Annotated in this window: 13 protein-coding genes, 1 tRNA gene and 1 other annotated feature; of the genes, 6 read left to right on the forward strand and 8 right to left on the reverse strand. The window is 63.9% G+C overall.

The genetic code is table 11. The annotated features are described in order from the left end of the window. The first annotated feature begins 144 nt into the window (after positions 1-144). Positions 145-1,373, forward strand: a protein-coding gene (locus tag DI606_RS00005) for an IS3 family transposase (protein ID WP_086012831.1) whose coding sequence is annotated in 2 segments (ribosomal slippage) — positions 145-433 and positions 433-1,373 — 1,230 coding nt in all. Because the reading frame shifts where the segments join, the coding sequence is not laid out codon by codon here. Then, positions 426-542 (forward strand) — a sequence feature (AL1L pseudoknot). (Overlaps the previous gene by 117 nt.) Before the next feature lie 501 nt (positions 1,374-1,874). On the opposite strand, the gene DI606_RS00010 is transcribed toward DI606_RS00005, so the two are convergent. Next, a complete protein-coding gene (locus DI606_RS00010; RefSeq protein ID WP_293978711.1) occupies positions 1,875-2,276 on the reverse strand; it encodes a thioesterase family protein in 402 nt (133 codons plus the stop codon). Further along, positions 2,276-4,336, reverse strand: a complete 2,061-nt coding sequence (locus DI606_RS00015; protein ID WP_293978715.1) for a S9 family peptidase — start codon at positions 4,334-4,336, stop codon at positions 2,276-2,278. The genes DI606_RS00010 and DI606_RS00015 overlap by 1 nt, the downstream gene beginning before the upstream one ends. 111 nt (positions 4,337-4,447) lie before the next feature. On the opposite strand from DI606_RS00015, the gene DI606_RS00020 reads away from it, so the two are divergent. Next, positions 4,448-6,229, forward strand: a complete 1,782-nt coding sequence (locus DI606_RS00020; RefSeq protein ID WP_293978717.1) for an aminopeptidase P family protein — start codon at positions 4,448-4,450, stop codon at positions 6,227-6,229. Positions 6,230-6,235: 6 nt separating this feature from the next. Here the strand turns inward: DI606_RS00020 and DI606_RS00025 are convergent, their stop codons facing one another. Continuing rightward, entirely contained in the window at positions 6,236-6,361 is a 126-nt protein-coding gene (locus DI606_RS00025) for a hypothetical protein (RefSeq protein ID WP_293978719.1), read from the reverse strand. Between the two features lie 116 nt (positions 6,362-6,477). Between DI606_RS00025 and DI606_RS00030 the strand changes: the two genes are divergently transcribed. After that, positions 6,478-6,552 (forward strand) — tRNA-Thr (locus DI606_RS00030). A 39-nt stretch (positions 6,553-6,591) separates the two neighbouring features. On the opposite strand, the gene DI606_RS00035 is transcribed toward DI606_RS00030, so the two are convergent. Continuing rightward, positions 6,592-7,962, reverse strand: a complete 1,371-nt coding sequence (locus tag DI606_RS00035) for a cytochrome P450 (protein WP_293978721.1) — start codon at positions 7,960-7,962, stop codon at positions 6,592-6,594. Next, positions 7,959-9,092: a hypothetical protein gene (locus DI606_RS00040; protein ID WP_293978723.1), complete on the reverse strand. Its 1,134-nt coding sequence runs from the start codon at positions 9,090-9,092 to the stop codon at positions 7,959-7,961. Before DI606_RS00040 ends, DI606_RS00035 begins: the two co-directional genes overlap by 4 nt. Before the next feature lie 22 nt (positions 9,093-9,114). Between DI606_RS00040 and DI606_RS00045 the strand changes: the two genes are divergently transcribed. After that, a complete protein-coding gene (locus DI606_RS00045; protein WP_367119445.1) occupies positions 9,115-9,408 on the forward strand; it encodes a hypothetical protein in 294 nt (97 codons plus the stop codon). Between the two features lie 7 nt (positions 9,409-9,415). Beyond that, positions 9,416-10,258: a 3-deoxy-8-phosphooctulonate synthase gene (gene kdsA, locus DI606_RS00050; RefSeq protein ID WP_293978728.1), complete on the forward strand. Its 843-nt coding sequence runs from the start codon at positions 9,416-9,418 to the stop codon at positions 10,256-10,258. A 70-nt stretch (positions 10,259-10,328) separates the two neighbouring features. On the opposite strand, the gene DI606_RS00055 is transcribed toward kdsA, so the two are convergent. The 3 genes from DI606_RS00055 to DI606_RS00065 all read right to left on the reverse strand — a co-directional run bounded on the left by DI606_RS00055 (position 10,329) and on the right by DI606_RS00065 (position 14,884). Next, the gene (locus DI606_RS00055) at positions 10,329-11,594 is read right to left on the reverse strand and encodes a glutamate-5-semialdehyde dehydrogenase (protein ID WP_293978731.1); all 1,266 of its coding nucleotides are present in this window, start codon (positions 11,592-11,594) and stop codon (positions 10,329-10,331) included. Positions 11,595-11,801: 207 nt separating this feature from the next. Next, positions 11,802-12,443, reverse strand: a complete 642-nt coding sequence (locus DI606_RS00060) for a methyltransferase (protein WP_293978734.1) — start codon at positions 12,441-12,443, stop codon at positions 11,802-11,804. Between the two features lie 146 nt (positions 12,444-12,589). Then, positions 12,590-14,884, reverse strand: coding sequence for a CDC48 family AAA ATPase (locus tag DI606_RS00065; RefSeq protein WP_293978736.1), 2,295 nt, complete (start codon positions 14,882-14,884; stop codon positions 12,590-12,592). A 335-nt stretch (positions 14,885-15,219) separates the two neighbouring features. Here DI606_RS00065 and DI606_RS00070 point away from each other — a divergent pair, with 335 nt between their 5' ends. Further along, on the forward strand, positions 15,220-16,101 hold the full coding sequence (locus DI606_RS00070) for a LysR substrate-binding domain-containing protein (protein ID WP_293978738.1): 882 nt from the start codon (positions 15,220-15,222) through the stop codon (positions 16,099-16,101). Positions 16,102-16,133 lie beyond the last annotated feature (32 nt).

Here is a 16,133-nt window from a genome sequence, read left to right on the forward strand (position 1 = left end):
TCAGCAAGCCACACCAGAGGCCTGACACACGACCGATGAAGCGCTGTGCCGAGCAAAGTCAGAAAATCACCTTGCAATCTGGGAGGCATCCACACACGCGCCGGGTTTGCCGGAGGTTCCAACTCCTGAGAAGGTGGAGCCTGTATGAGCAAGACGACGAACAAGTTTGCGCCGGAAGTCCGCGAGCGGGCCGTGCGGATGGTGGTCGATCACGAGCGCGATTATCCCTCCCGCTGGGCGGCGGTGGTGTCGATCGCGGAGAAGATCGGCTGCGTTCCGCAGACGCTGCATGAGTGGGTGAAGAAGGCGGAGGTCAACAGCGGCAAGCGGGCCGGTGTTCCGACCGAGGTTGCCGACAAGATGAAGGCGCTGGAGCGCGAGGTCCGCGAGCTGCGCCAGGCCAACGAGATTCTACGCAAGGCGTCAGCATATTTTGCTCAGGCGGAGCTCGACCGCCCGTTCCGGCGATGATCGCGTTTATCGACGATCACCGCGATGCCTATGGGGTCGAGCCGATCTGCCGCGTCCTGCCGATCGCCCCATCCACCTATCACGAGCGCGTCGCGCAGCGACAGGATCCAACACGCCTGTCGGCGCGAGCACGGCAGGATGCGGTCCTCAAGCCGGAGGTCGCGCGCGTGTTCGCCCAGAACTTTGCGGTCTACGGTGTGCGCAAGGTCTGGCGACAGATGATGCGGGAAGGCTTTCCGATCGCACGCTGTACGGTCGCTCGGCTGATGCGTGAGATGGGCTTGGCAGGTGTGATCCGGGGCAAGCCGGTGCGCACGACCATCAGCGACAAGGCGGCACCGTGCCCGCTCGATCACGTCAACCGCAGGTTCTACGCGCCAGCGCCAAACATGCTGTGGGTGTCGGACTTCACCTACGTCGCGACCTGGGCGGGGTTCGTCTACGTCGCCTTCGTCATCGATACCTATGCTCGGCGGATCGTTGGCTGGCGAGCCAGCCGGACGGCCCATGCCAGCTTCGTCCTCGATGCACTGGAACAGGCGCTTCACGATCGTCGGCCGCCCCACCGGGGCGGCCTCATCCATCATAGCGACCGCGGGTCACAATACGTGTCCATCAAGTACACCGAGCGCCTCGCCGAAGCCGGGATCGAGCCCTCGGTCGGCAGCGTCGGCGACAGCTATGACAATGCTTTGGCCGAGACGATCAACGGCCTTTACAAAGCCGAGGTGATCCACCGGCGCGGACCGTGGCGCAGCTTCGAAGCGGTTGAGTACGCCACGCTGGAATGGGTCGACTGGTTCAACCATCGCCGATTGCTGGAGCCCATCGGCAACATCCCGCCTGCCGAAGCCGAAGATCAATATTATGCTGCCGCAGACAACATCGATATGGCAGCGTGACTCACAACCCAACGCCTCCGGCAGACCCGGCGCGGTTCACGGCAGACCCGGCGCGGTTCAATTATTATTATTCCATAAAATAGCAAAAACTCATTGAGTGGCGGCGTGAGTGTCGCTGAGTGTTACATTTTAATTTTATCTAACACATTGTAATAGAACAATAATCCTGCAACACCGTTGCGTAGGGTTTGCTAGATTAAGGTTTGCTAGATTAAGGTTTGCTAGATTAAGGTTTGCTAGATTAAGGTTTGCTAGATTAAGGTTTGCAGCAAATGTCGGTATCGGTGGTTGCGAGCCCCCGCAACCACCGATACCGACAAACCAGATTTTTCTGGCGTTTGTCGGTCACGGTTGGATCGCCCTCCCGCAACCAACGACATAGAACCACAAACGCCGCCCCGGAACATCACCGGGGCGGCGTTGTCGTTTGCGGTAATGGCCGCAACATCGGCTGCATTGCGCCGACTTCAGTATCCATGGACGGGGTCGCCGCTCATTCGCTTATCCCGCTTTCAGGAAAGGGGCGGCGACCTCTGGCGGTACCCGCATTAGGCGACCGGTCGCCCTGTCGATCATCGCCCAGGTGGAGCGCGCCGCGACCTTCACCTTGCCATCGGGCCCGGTGAATTCGATCAGTCGGTCGAAGCGCGCGCCACGCGGCCCTTCGGGTATCCAAGTGCGCCCTGTGACAGTCTCGCCCACCGTTACATTGCCGCGATAGTCGATCTCGTGCCGTGTCACGACCCAGATATAGGCTTCTACATGGGCCGGGTCGGCGGTGCTGTTCCAATGTTCGACCGACAACTGCTCCATCCACTGCACCCACACGGCGTTGTTCACGTGCCCCAGGATATCGATATGCTCGGGCAGCGCAGTGATCTGCCGCGTGAAGCCAGCGGCCATCAGCGTTCCAGCCCCAGCTGCCACAGGATGAAGGCGAACTCCTCCGCCGTTTCGCGCAGACTTTCGAAGCGCCCCGACTTGCCGCCATGGCCCGCGCCCATGTTGGTCTTGAGCAGCAACATGTTGCCGTCCGTCTTGGTCGCGCGCAGCTTTGCTACCCATTTGGCCGGTTCCCAGTAAGTGACGCGCGGGTCGTTAAGGCCCGCCGTGACCAGCAACGGGGGGTAATCCTGCGCCTTCACATTGCTGTAGGGATCGTAGGACAGGATGGTCTCGAACGCCGCCTTGTCCTCGACCGGGTTGCCCCATTCGGGCCACTCTCCGGGCGTCAGCGGCAATGTTTCGTCCAGCATGGTGTTGAGCACGTCGACGAAAGGCACATGCGCCACCACCGCGCCCCACAGGTCCGGATCGCTGTTGATTACTGCGCCCATCAGCTCGCCCCCTGCCGATCCGCCCGAAATGCTGATCCGTCCCTTGGCGGTATAGCCGCGCTCGATCAACCCTTTGCCCACATCCACGAAATCGGTGAAGGTGTTGACCCGCTTGTCCAGCTTCCCGTCGAGATACCATTGCTGGCCAAGGTCGTCGCCGCCCCGGATATGCGCCAGCGCAAAGGCAAACCCCCGGTCGAGGAGCGAGAGGCGACTGGTCGAAAAGCCCGGCTCCATCGCGATGCCGTATGCGCCGTAGCCGTAGAGGTGCAGCGGTGCGCTTCCGTCACGCGGGTGATCTTTCGGATAGACGATAGACACCGGGATCGCGGTGCCGTCACGCGCCGGGATCATCAGCCGCTCGGTCGCATAACGCGCCGCGTCGTAGCCCGAAGGGATTTCCTGAACCTTCAGCACCTCCAGCGTGCCGGTGGCGAGATCATAGTCGTAGATCGTGTCGGGCGTCACCATCGATTCATATCCGATGCGCAGCGTCGTCACGTCATATTCGGGATTGTCGTCGAGGCTCGCCGAATAGCTCGCTTCGGGGAAGGGGATGCGTCTGGCTTCATGCGTGGCGTAATCGCGCAGCTCGATCTGGTCGAGCCCGTCCTGCCGTCCTTCCGTTACGTAGAAGCGCTTGAACAGGGTGAAATCGGTGAGGTAGAAATGCGCGTCGGGTGCGATCACCTCTTCCCACTTTTCGGGCGTGGCGAGCGACGCTTTCGCCAGCCGGAAATTGGGATGGATGTCGTTGGTGCGGATGTAGAGCGTGCCTTCATGCTCGTCGACGTCATATTCGCGGCCCGGCTTGCGCGCGGACACCAGCATCGGCGCGGCGGTGGGATCGTCGGCGGGCACCAGCCACGCCTCGCTCGTCACATGATCGCCCGTCGCGATGACGATCCATTTTTCCGAGGAGGTGAGGCCGATGGAAACGCGGAACCCCTCATCGTCCTCGTGGAACAGCTCGACATCGCTGGCGACATCCTGCCCCAGCCGGTGCAGCCGTGCATTGTCCGTCCGCCAGTTTTCGTTGGCGATACCGTAGAGCAGACCCCTGCTGTCCGATGTCCACACCAGCGAAGACAGCGTATCGGGAATGACTTCGGGCAGGATCTCGCCCGAAAACAGGTCCTTGATCCGCGCCTCGAACCGTTCGGACCCGTCCGTATCGATGGCGTAGGCAAGATAGCGCCCGTCCGGGCTGACCGACATCGCACCCAGGCGGAAATATTCGTGCCCTTCCGCCAGTGACGGTTCGTCTAGGATCAGCTGATCGGGGCCGCCCGCGACGGGCCTGCGATACCATTTACGATATTGCGCGCCCTTTTCGAAGGCGCGCCAATAGACATAGTCGCCGTCCTTTTGCGGCACGGAACTGTCATCTTCCTTGATGCGCCCCTTCATTTCCTCGAACAAACCGTCGATCAGCGGCTGCCGTGCGGCCATCGCAGCCTCGAACCACCGGTTCTCCGCTTCCAGATAGGCCAGCACATCGCCGTCCGTCACCTCCGGGTAGCCGGGGTCGCGTAGCCATGCCCAATTGTCCTCCACCGTGATGCCGTGTCGGGTGAAGCTGTGGGGGCGCTGCGGTGCGGAAGGCGGGAGGGTTCGATCGGTCATTCACTATCCATGGTTCAGGCGGGGGCGGGCGCTGGCATAAACGTCCGTGCCCATCTATGTTGTCTGCTTTGCGGCCGTTGCAAGTCGCCGGAATGATCCAAGGAAAGTTCGATGTCCAGTTATGAAGACCGCCTGAAGGCCCTGCGCGCGCAGTTGGTCCGACAGAAGCTCGATGGTTTCGTGGTGCCGCTGACCGATGAGCATATGAGCGAATATGTCGGCGCCTATGCGCAGAGGCTGGCGTGGCTGACCGGTTTTCAAGGTTCGGCGGGCAGCGCGGTCGTGCTGCCGCAGGAAGCGGCGATCTTCACCGACGGGCGCTATACGCTTCAGGTGCGCGAGCAGGTGGACGGTACACATTGGCAGTTCGAAAGCGTGCCGCAGACCTCGATCGCCGACTGGTTGAAGGACCATGCCGGGCCGGGCGCACGCATCGGCTACGACCCTTGGCTCCACACCCGCGCCTGGGTCCGCCAGGCGACGCAGGCATTGAGCGAAAAGGGCGCGCAACTCGTCGCGGTCGACACCAATCCCGTCGACGCGGTCTGGCCGGATCGCCCTACGCCCAGCGCTGCCAGGCTGGTCGTGCATGACGACCGTTTCGCTGGCAGAAACGCAGCGGAAAAACGCGCCGCGATCGCCGACTGGCTGACCGCGAAAAAGGCCGACGCCGCCGTGCTGTCCGCGCTCGATTCGATCGCTTGGGCCTTCAACGTGCGCGGCAAGGATGTGGACCGCACGCCCGTCGCGCTCGCCTACGCCATCGTCCACGCCGACGCCACGGCTGACCTTTATGTCGCGCCCGAAAAGATGGACGATGCGGTCGTCCAGCATCTGGGCAATGCCGTGCGCGTCCATGACCGTGCCGCCTTTGCCGACGCGCTGGCCGATCTTTCGGGCCGAACCGTGACCGCCGATCCCGAACGCGCCGTCGCTGCCATCTTCGATGCGCTGGACCAGGGCGGGGCGACCGTGCTGCCGTTGCGCGATCCGGTCGTTCTGCCCAAAGCGATCAAGAACGAGGTCGAAATCGCCGGGCACAAGGCGGCGCAGGCGCGGGACGGCGCGGCGCTCAGCCGTTTCCTTCACTGGATCGCGGTCGAGGCGCCCAAGGGTGGCCTTGACGAGCTTGCGGCTGCCGACCGGCTTGAAACCTTCCGCCGTGACACCGGCCTCTTGGAGGACCTGTCCTTCGACACGATCAGCGGTGCGGGGCCTAACGGTGCGGTGGTGCATTACCGGGTCGAGGAAAAGACCAACCGTCCGATCGAGACCGGCAGTCTCTACCTCGTCGATTCGGGCGGCCAGTATCGCGACGGCACCACCGATGTCACGCGCACCGTCGCCATCGGCACGCCCACGGCGGAAATGAAGCATCGCTTCACGCTGGTGCTGAAAGGGCATATCGCGCTCGCCCGCGCGGTCTTTCCGGTGGGCACCCGCGGCGGTCAGCTCGATGTGCTGGCGCGGCAATATCTCTGGGCCGAAGGTCTGGATTACGCCCACGGCACCGGCCACGGCGTCGGCAGCTTCCTGTCCGTACACGAAGGGCCGCAGCGCATCGCGACCTTCGGCGGCGGGGATGAGCCGCTGGCGGCGGGCATGATCCTCTCCAACGAGCCGGGTTATTACAAGGCCGGCGAATATGGCATCCGCATCGAAAATCTGGTGCTGGTCGAAGAGCGCGCGATCCCCGGCGCGGAAAAGCCGATGCTGGGTTTCGAAACGCTGACCTACGCCCCGATCGACCGCCATATGGTCGATAGGGAGGCGCTCAGCGCGGGCGAACGGGCTTGGCTGGACGCCTATCACGCCCGCGTGGTCGAAGTGGTCGGGCCACAACTCGACGGCGAAGCGCTCGCGTGGTTGAACGCGGCCTGCGCGCCGCTCTGACCTCTGTCAGTCGGCGGCCGGTTCGGGTGCGGGAGGGGCGGTCCCTTCCCGCGCCTGCGCCTTGCGCCGACGCAGATTGTCACGCAGCGCCTGCGCCAGTCGGGCCTTTTTCTCGTCCTGCGTCTCTGCCATGGCAAAGCCTTAGCCAAAATGCGTCATCCGCCGCAACCCGCCTTGACATCGGCCCACCGGGCGGCCATAGGCCCGGCCTCCAAAGCGCGCACAGCGTGGCGGACCGGAAATAGAGTGCTGCCGTAGCTCAGTGGTAGAGCGCATCCTTGGTAAGGCTGAGGTCGTGAGTTCAATCCTCACCGGCAGCACCATTTCTCCTCCCCCTCTCAATCGCCCTGCGACCCCTCCGTTCAGGTCGGCGTGAACAACAGCGGCATCCCCGTCCGGGGGCGGATCGTAAGGCGGCTGATGGGTTCGGGCTTGAACCCCTGCGGCACGGCGATGCGATAGGCGCGCACGACACTCGCGATCACGGTCATCACCTCCTGCTGGGCAAAGCCCGCTCCCACACACACGCGCGGACCCCTGCCGAATGGGAACCAGGCCTGTTTCGTCATTTCCGCATTGGCAGGATCGTCGAACCGGTCGGGATCGAAGGCGTGGGGGCAGGTCCAGTTATCCTTGTTACGCTGCGTCAGCCACGGGGCGACCACCAGCATGGCGCCGGTTTCCAGATGCTTGTCGCGCATGTCCATCGGGCATGTGACCTCGCGCGGCAGGAAGGAGACGGGCGGGTAGAGCCGCAGCGTTTCCTTGAAGATATTGCGCACCTGTCCCATGTCCTTGAGCATCGCGGCGGTCAGCGGGCGGTCTTCCGCAAGGTTTGCGACCTCCGCGCGCACCCGGTCCTGGATATGGGCGCATTCGGCCAGCATGTAGAGTGCCCATGTCATGGTGCTCGCCGATGTCTCATGGCCCGCAAGAAAAATGGTCGACACCTGCTCCATCACCTGCTTGCAGGTGAAGGGCGCGCCGGTTTCGGGGTGTTTCGCTTCGATTAGCGACTGGAGGATGTCGCGCGGTTCGGCTTCCCCCCGCGCGTGAAAGCCGTCGTATCGCGCCTCCACGATCGGGCGGAACACATCGTGGATCGCCCGCGCGGGCCCACGCGAGCGCCTTTCGAACCATCCCGCCGGGACGCCGTAGAGCCGCAGCATCGACGCACTATGCGCCAGCCGCTGGAACTTGCCGAAGGCGGTATGGATGATGTTGGAACGGGCTTCGTCCAGCGTCTCGCTGAACAGGGTGCGAAAGATGATGTCAGCGGCTACATGCGTCATCATGGGATCGATATCGACCGGTTTGCCGGCCTGCGCCGCCGCGGCGATCCGCGCGAGCAGATCGTCCGCCGCCGCGACCATCAGCGGCATGGAGCGTCCGAGCGCCGTATGCGCGAAGGCCGGGTTCACCATCGCCCGCTGGCTCTCCCAATCCGCGCCGTTGGCGGAAAAGACCGAATTGCCGATCAGCGGATCGAGGTTGCGGACCAGTTCGCTATGCTTGGGAAAAGCCGTCCCGCCGCGCAGGATCCTGTCTACGAGGCTCAGTTCGTTGGCGATATACATGGTCCGGCCGGGCAGGCGGATTTCGCCCATCTTCATCGTATAGCTCTTGTCGAAGAGCACATGGATCCAGCTGTGCCAGCCGCGCAGGAAGCGCTTGATAAGGCCGCGCTTGCTCTTGGGAGGCTGGGGGTAGGGGGGCGTGAAAAGGTCGGTCAAGGGATGGTCCTGAAAGCGGCGACGGCTTCGTCCACGGTGCGGCGCCCGGCGGTCAGGCTGATGAAGTCCAGCGGCGACAGCCTGTCGCCCACACGCAGATAGTCGAAATGCGCCTCATATTTGTTCGACCAGCCGCCATGGTAATTTTCCGGGCGGTAGAACAGGTGGAAGCGCGGCGAAAGCATGTCGACCCGCGCCGCATGGGCGGGCGCGACGAGGGTGAAGGGGTTCACGTCGAAATAGGCCGCGCCATCGGGCGGCGAACTGATGTCGACATAGCGGAAGCGCTTGTCGGCCAGCGCCTCAAGGTCGTCACGATACCATTCAGCGTCGCGCCGTAGCCCGATCACCGGCACCACCTGTCCCAGCCCCAGCATCGCGAATTGGTCCGGCAGCGCGCCGCCGCGCAGCGCGATCACCCGCCGCAGCAGCCGCATCCCAAGGATCGTGCCCGCGCTGTGCGTGACGAGCTGCACTTCGTCCCAGTCGCCCTCAATTTCCGCCGCGATCCGGCGAGCGAAGGCGTCGATCCGCGCGTCCAGCGCTTCGCCCGGCCCCTCGCTCGCCAGCGCTCCGTGATAGGTCATGAACCGCAGCAGCCACGGCACCACCAGCTTGGCGAGGATGCGCCCGGACAGCAGCATGCTCACGCCGATCCCGGCCAGCGCGGCGGCCCACCAGGGCATCAGCAGCGACAGCAGCAACGCGGGCACCAGCGCGAGGAACAGGGGGATCAGAACCGCCAGCACGGGCGGATAGAGGATAGTGATCACCGGCCCCCGGCGCAGCCGCCGCATCCTTCGAAAATCCATGTGCCGGGCATGGCCCGCATAGGCGCGTGCCGACCGGAGCGCGAGCGACAGTGGATTGCGAATCCACACTTTCCCGATCAGGTCTTCCCAGCGCAGATATTCATAGTCGGTCTCGACCCCGGCGGCCGGGTTCGTCACGGTCCAGCGCGCGGATACCGCGGCGCCCCCCGGTCCTGCCTGCCGCCCGCTCACGTCCACCGCCTCGCCGGTCAGCGCGGCATGGCGCGCTGCCTGCTCGCGATAGAGCTGGTGATAGAAACGCACGCCGCGAGGGTCGAATCCGCCGAGATAAAAGACTTTACGCTTGAACTTTTCCAACGGCCCCGCCCTAATCGCGCGCATGAACACGCCCGAACGCGACTACTGCTATTTCATCGACCATCGCAAATACAACCGCAATGTCGGCTGCCGCAAGCACGACAATATGTATGGCATCAACGGCGGCGGGAGCGAGCGGGACCGCTGGAACGCGGACCTGACCTTCTACCGCCACATGCGCGCTAATGGCGATCCGATGGCGATCCCGGCGCTGCTCGCCTGCCTTGCATTCGGCTGGTTCTGCTGGAACTATCATCCGGGCAAGGGGCTGTGGCGCGGACAATTGTTGCGCCGCTTTGCAAAAGCGCCCAAGTGACCGCGCCATGACCATGCCCAAACATGTCAGCGTCGGTCCGATCGTCATCGGCAACGACCTGCCCTTCGTCCTCATTTCCGGACCCTGTCAGATCGAAAGCCGCGACCATGCGCTGTTCATGGCGCAGGCGCTGGGGAAGGCGGCGGACGCGGCGGGCGTGCCGTTCATCTTCAAGAGCAGCTTCGACAAGGCGAACCGCACGTCCGTGTCGGGCCGGCGGGGCGTGGGCATCGACGCGGGGCTGGCCATCCTGGCGGAGGTCAAGGCGACGCTCGGCTGCCCGGTGCTGACCGACGTCCATGACGCGACCCAGGTCGAAGCCGCCGCGCAGGCGGTCGACATCATCCAGATCCCCGCCTTCCTTTGTCGCCAGACCGACCTGCTGCTGGCGGCTGGCCGGACAGGCGCGGTCGTCAACGTCAAAAAGGGGCAGTTCCTCGCCCCATGGGACATGGCGGCAGTCGCGCAAAAGGTCGCATCGACCGGCAATGAGCGCATCCTCCTCACCGAACGCGGGGCAAGCTTCGGCTACAATACGCTGGTCAGCGACATGCGCGCGCTGCCCACCATGGCGCAGACCGGCTATCCCGTGGTGTTCGACGCGACCCATTCGGTGCAGCAGCCCGGCGGGCTCGGCTCCGCGTCGGGCGGGCAGCGCGAATTCGCGCCTCTCCTCGCCCGCAGCGCCGTCGCAGCCGGGGTCGCTGCCATCTTTGCCGAGGCGCATGACGATCCCGACAATGCGCCGTCCGACGGGCCTGTGATGCTGCGGCTCGATACGGTGGGACCGATGCTCGATATACTCAAAGCCATCGACACGGTCGTGAAAGCGAGAAACTTAGTTAGCTAACTAAGAGTTATTTCAACCATGTATCGGTTGTCTACTTCGCTGTCTCTTTAATATCCCGCTCGCACGACATTCAGGGCCGGGTCTGTCCCGTTCCGCGCACGATCCACTTGTAGGTCGTCAGTCCTTCCAGCGCCACCGGCCCGCGCGCATGAAGGCGCCCGGTCGAAATGCCGATCTCCGCCCCCAGGCCGAATTCGCCCCCGTCGGCGAACTGGGTGGATGCGTTCCACATGACGATGGCGCTGTCGACCGCATTCAGGAACCGCGCAGCCCGGCCCCCATCCTGCGTGACAATCGCGTCGGTGTGATGGCTTGCGTGCGCGGCGATGTGAGCGATGGCATCGTCCACGCCGTCCACCAACCGGACCGACACGATGGCATCGAGATATTCGGTATCCCAATCCTCATCGGTCGCGGGCTTCACTCGCGCGTCCATCGCCTGCACCGCCATGTCGCCCCGCACTTCGCAGCCCGCCGCGATCAACGCTTGTATCAGGGCAGGGGCGTCGCCGAAGGCGCGGTCGATGAGCACGGTTTCGGTCGCCCCGCACACGCCCGTCCGCCGCATCTTGGCATTGACGACCAGCGCCTGCGCCATGGCCGGGTCCGCCGCGCCATCAACATAGCTGTGGTTGATCCCGTCCAGATGCGCCAGTACCGGCACCCGCGCTTCCTCCTGCACCCGCGCCACCAGGCTTTTGCCGCCGCGCGGCACGATCAGGTCGATGAAAGCCGCCGCCTTCAGCAATGCGCCGACCGCCGCGCGGTCGGTCGTCGGAACCAACTGCACCGCTTCGGCGGGGAGCCCGGCGGCCACGATCCCTTCGACCATCGCGGCATGGATGGCGCGATTGCTCTCCCTGGCCTCGCTCCCACCGCGAAGGATCACCGCATTGCCCGCCCGCAAGCACAGCGCCGCGGCATCCGCCGTCACATTGGGGCGGCTCTCGTAGACGATGCCGATGACGCCCAGCGGCACGCGCACCCGGCTCAGCTCCAGGCCGTTGGGCCGCGTTCGGGTGTCGATCGCCTGCCCGAGCGGATTGTCGAGGCCCGCTACCTGCTCGACGCCGGCCGCCGCACTTTCCAGCCGCGCGTCGTCCAGCCGAAGCCGGTCGAGCATGGCGGGGGACAGGCCGTTCGCTGCCGCATTGTCCATATCGCGCCGATTGGCGGCAAGGATGTCGGACGCACGTTCCCTCAGCGACTGCGCAGCACGCCGTAGTGCGTCTGCCTTCTGCGAGTCTTCCGCCTGCGCCAACGCGGCGGCGGCTTGTCGCGCACGACCGCCCATCGTGGCGATCAGCATCTCGGGCGTCTGGGTGAGGTCGTTCATCGGGGGTCTCGCCGCAAAGGTCGGCGCGCCCTTAGCATGAAAGGCGGGGCGAGGGGAAGCAAGGCGGCGGAGTTGACGAGCCGACGACCGGATCATGGGTCGCAAATGATCCGGTCGCCGACAGGCGGAAATCCGCCACGCGCCTACCTTATGTCCTCAGGTTTGATGGCGCATACCCCATTTGGGGGAAGAGATGCTTTTTGCCGTTCAGGCCGCCTGAGCCAATTCCTGCGTCCGCGTCGCGCGGATCAGGTGGCATGGCGGGATGTTCCGCCATTCGCGCTCTTCGGTCACATGATCGAAGACCGGGGAGAGGAGGCGGCGGACGAACCGCGAATATTGGTAGATGAGGAAAGCGCCACCCGGTCGCAACGCCGCCCTTGTCTCTTCGCAGATCGCAGCGCCCACGCCGCCCGGCAGCGTCGAGAAGGGGATGCCCGACAGCACATAATCGGCATGATAATGCCCGGCTTCCTTGATGAAGCGGCGCACATCGCTCGCCGATCCATGAACGACGCGCAGGCGGGGGTCGACGATCTCCGCCTCCAGATAGGCGACGAAGTCGAGGTTGAGGTCGATTGCAAGCAACGTCGCGTCCGCCGGAAGCCGGTCGAGCACCGTGCGGGTGAATGTACCTACACCCGGCCCATATTCGACGAACAACCGTGTCCTGCGCCAGTCCACGCCGTCCAGCATCCGGTCCACCAGCGCATCGGAAGAAGGAATGATGGAACCGATCATGCCGGGATGGCGGACGAATTGCCGGAAGAACATGTTCCATTGGCTGAAAAAGGACCGGACACCCGATTTGCCGCCCGTCTTGCTCTTCTTCAAGGGAATAGAAGCCATCAACACTCGCCTGTTCGATCCGATAGTCGCGATTCGCAAATCCCGCGCTGACTGGCAAGATGGTTGCAACCCGATTGTCATCAACGCGGCGATGGCGGATTGGGTTCAATCCGCCATCGCCGCTCTTTTGCAAGACAGGCTCTTGGCTAGTCGGGCCGTACCCGCGAGCGGACCATGCCGGGCGTCACGAAGCCGATCGGGTCCACCTGCATCGCGCGCTGCTTGAGCTGGGACTGGATTTGCTCATATTCACGCTCCATTTCCGGGGTGACCGATGCACGCGTTTCCTCCAACGCTTCCTCGAAATGAGCCCGTGTCACCTTTTCCACGCTGAGCGACTGGCGCAGCGCGACCAGTCCCGCGCGGCGCACGAGGTCTTCCAGATCCGCGCCGGTAAAGCGCTCCGTCCTTTCGGCAAGGTCGTCGAGGTCCACATTCTCTGCAAGCGGCATCTTGGCGGTATGAATGCCCAGGATGCGTGAACGCCCGGCCTTATCGGGAACCGCGACATAGATCAGTTCGTCGAAACGCCCCGGACGAAGCAACGCCGGATCGACCAGCGTCGGGCGGTTGGTCGCGCCGATGACGACAACCGACTGCAATTCCTCGAGTCCATCCATCTCGGCCAGAATGGTGTTGACCACCCGTTCCGTTACCGCGGGTTCGCCAAGGCCCCCGCCGCGCGCGGGTACGAGGCTGTCGAGTTCGTCGATGAAGATCACGGTCGGGGCGACCTGCCGCGCGCGGGCGAAGAGGCGGGCGATCTGCTGCTCGCTTTCGCCATACCATTTCGAGAGGAGATCGCTCGATTTGGTTGCGATGAAATTGGCCTGTGCTTCGCGCGCGACCGCTTTCGCCAGCAGCGTCTTGCCGGTGCCGGGCGGGCCGTAGAGCAGGAAGCCCTTGGCCGGACGAATGCCGATGCGGCGAAAGGCGTCCGGATCCTTGAGCGGCAGTTCGACCCCTTCCTTGAGCCGCATCTGCGCGTCGTCGAGTCCGCCGATATCGGACCAGCCGATATTGGGCGCCTGTACCATCACTTCGCGCATCGCGGACGGCTGGACCCGCTTGATCGCGGCCATGAAATCCTCGCGCGTGACGGACAGTTCCTCCAGCACGTCGGGCGGGATCGTTCCTTCCTCCAGGTTGAGGCGGGGCATGAAGCGCCGCACCGTCTCGATCGCGGCCTCCCGGCTGAGCGCGGCCAGATCCGCGCCGACGAAGCCGTAGGTCATGCGGGCGAGTTCTGACAGGTCGACCTTGTCGCCGAGCGGCATACCTCGCGTGTGGATGCCCAGAATTTCGCGCCGCCCCCGCTCGTCGGGGACGCCGACGATGATCTCGCGGTCGAAACGACCCGGTCGCCGCAGCGCCTCGTCTATCGCCTCTGGCCGGTTGGTCGCAGCGATAACCACTAGGTTGGCCCGGGGTTCGAGGCCATCCATCAGTGTCAGCAATTGCGCGACGAGGCGCTTTTCGGTCTCGCCCGTCACATTGCCGCGCTTGGGGGCGATCGAATCGATTTCATCGATAAACAGGATCGAGGGTGCGGACTTGGCCGCCGCCTCGAAAATCTCGCGCAGCTGCTTTTCCGATTCGCCATAGGCCGATCCCATGATCTCCGGCCCGTTGATCAAGAAGAACTCGGCATCGGATTCATTGGCGACGGCGCGAGCAAGGCGCGTCTTGCCTGTCCCCGGCGGACCGTGGAGCAGAACGCCCTTGGGCGGATCGACGCCCAGCCGCTCGAACAGTTCGGGATAACGCAACGGCAATTCCACCATCTCGCGCAGCTGGTCGATGGTTTCGGCCATGCCGCCGACGTCGTCATAGGTAACATCGGCGCGACGCGATTCTCGCGGTTCCTCATATTCGGCACGCAGTTCGACCTCGGTGTCGGCGTCGATGCGCACGATCCCCTTGGGCGTGGTCGATACGACGACGAGGCGGATTTCCTGCAGCGCATAGGCCGGGGCCGCCAGCATCTGCCGAAGCTGGGGCGGCATATCGCCGGGCGGCACTTGCTGCTGCCCCGACGTTGCAACGATATCGCCCGCCGAAAGCGGACGTTCGAAAAAGACGCGCTTCAATGCATCGGGATTGCCCTGAAGCCGCAAGTTATTTTGTGCGGGCGCGAACACGACGCGCTGCGCTGGACGAGGGTCGGCTCTGCCGATCTGGACGAAGTCGCCCGATCCAGCCCCGGCATTGGCGCGTTGAAGCCCGTCGAGCCTCAACACGTCCAGCCCTTCATCCTCCTTGTAGGGGCGCACCACCCGCGCGGACGTGACCCGCTTGCCCGCGATCTCGATCACGTCGCCTTCGGACAAGTGCAATTCGGCCATTACCGCCAGCGGAAGCCGCGCAAGACCGCGTCCCGCATCTTCGGGCCGGGCATTGGCCACCTGAATTTTCCGTCCGGTCCGCTCCTGATCGGCCACGCGTCATCCTCGTCTTTGCTGATGCGAAACGAGATAGGAAACGCAGTGACGTTCGGAAAGTCCCCCCGGTCGATACGGCGCGAGCATAAAAAAAGGGCCGACCCGAAGGTCAGCCCGAAAGTTTTAGGAGAGGATGCCTGAAAGGCCTGTTCTATGTGCGCTGCGGCACAAATTATTGCAACTGCGAAAAGCATCGGCAGGTTGCAAATTTTGCATCTTGCCAAAGGGCCTGTTTTCCGGCTCATTGGCGGCAGGATGCTTGAGACCCGGATGCGGCCGTTCGATAATCAGAATTGACGCGGCGCAGCGGATGGGCTTCGGAACGTGACGGATCAATGCGCAGATTGCCGCCCCTTACGGCCCTTGAGGCCTTCGTGCAGGTTGCGCGCCTCGGCTCGGTGAAGGCCGCGGCGGAGGAGCTTGCGCTGTCGACGCCCGCGCTCAGCCGCCGGGTGCAGGCCCTGGAGCGCTTCATCGGCAGGCCGTTGTTCGACCGCAAGCATCAGGCGCTGGAAATCAATACCGACGGCCAGCGGCTGCTCGACGACATCGCGCCTGCATTAGATGCGCTCAGCCAGGCGCTGGAGACGATCCAGAGTGGCGGCAACCAGTTGCGGTTGCGGCTGGCGGTGCTGCCGCTGTTCGCGACGCAGCGGCTGTTCCCGCATCTGGGTCGCCTGCGCCAGCAGCATCCGCAACTGCATATCGACATTGAAACCACGCCCCATGCCATCGCACGGCTCGGCGAAGGGCTGGACGCCGCGATCGTGCTGATGGCGCGGGATATCGATCCGGCATTCTATGCGCATGAACTCGATCATGAGGAAATTTACCTCATCGGCCGCCGCCAATTGCTGGAAGGGCCGCAGGCGTTGAAGTCGCCGGAGGAACTGGCGCAACAAACGATTCTGCTTCACCGCGAAATGGCATTGTCCTTCGACGCGTGGAAGGAAGCGGCAGGCTTGCCCGACCTGCAACCGCTGGCGATCGACAATTACGATTCGGGTCAGTTGATGCTGGAAGCAGCGGCGCAGGGTCTGGGCGTTGCGGTCATGCATGCCAGCCACTTCGAACAGGCAGGAGACCCCCGCCTGGTGCGGCTGTTCCCGATCAAGGCCGAAAGCCCCTATCGCTACATGTTCGTGTGCCGCCCCCGCGCGCTGCAGACGCGGGCGGTGCGGATTTTCCGCGACTGGCTGATCGGCGCCGACATCTGATATTCGGTCGGTAACCGCCGATTTAAGGATAT

Origin of the sequence: Sphingobium sp. (assembly GCF_003248505.1) — a bacterium.
GTDB lineage: Bacteria > Pseudomonadota > Alphaproteobacteria > Sphingomonadales > Sphingomonadaceae > Sphingobium.